This is a genomic window from Rosenbergiella sp. YN46 (assembly GCF_036620675.1).
Classification (GTDB): Bacteria; Pseudomonadota; Gammaproteobacteria; order Enterobacterales; family Enterobacteriaceae; genus Jejubacter.
Genome location: NZ_JAZHEE010000169.1, coordinates 1 through 519, shown reverse-complemented (window position 1 = coordinate 519; position 519 = coordinate 1). Strand labels below are relative to the sequence as shown.

1 protein-coding gene is annotated in these 519 nt (G+C 32.4%); it reads right to left on the bottom strand.

What is annotated here, in order from left to right:
- On the bottom strand, positions 1–519 hold a 519-nt coding region (locus tag V3W49_RS23080; RefSeq protein ID WP_500148320.1), incomplete at both ends, for a thiolase family protein.

The following is a 519-nucleotide window of genomic DNA, read 5'->3' as shown; positions in this document are numbered from 1 at the left end:
TTTAAAACATCATCAATAGTATATGTTTTGTTTGAGTATGCGTTTGGGTTATCTTTCGCATTTCTATGATTTTTAACAGAAACCATGGCCAAATTTTCTGCAGAAACATTGTATTTTCTTTTGTATGATTTAGTAAAAAGGGTAGCCCAAAAAATTGGATGTTTGTATTCCCCTCTTGATTTATCCCATTCTAAAATTTGCCCAGGAGAATCATATCTGTCACCACCAACTACTAATGCTACATTTCCCAATCCAGAAGCTATGTAGGAATACGCAGATACTATCGCATTTGTTCCAGAACTACATAGATTTTCTACGGTATGTGAAATTTTGGGGGCTATGCCTGAGAGTTCAGAAAGAATAGCTGATAGATATTTTGTATTCTCATTTGTAGATACTAATACAACATCAATATCTTTTTGAGACAAATTTGGTGTTTGATCAAAAAGTGATTTTGTTGCAGATAGTAATGATGATTCTATTGTAATGTCATCACGAGAAAATTTTGTATTACCAAAA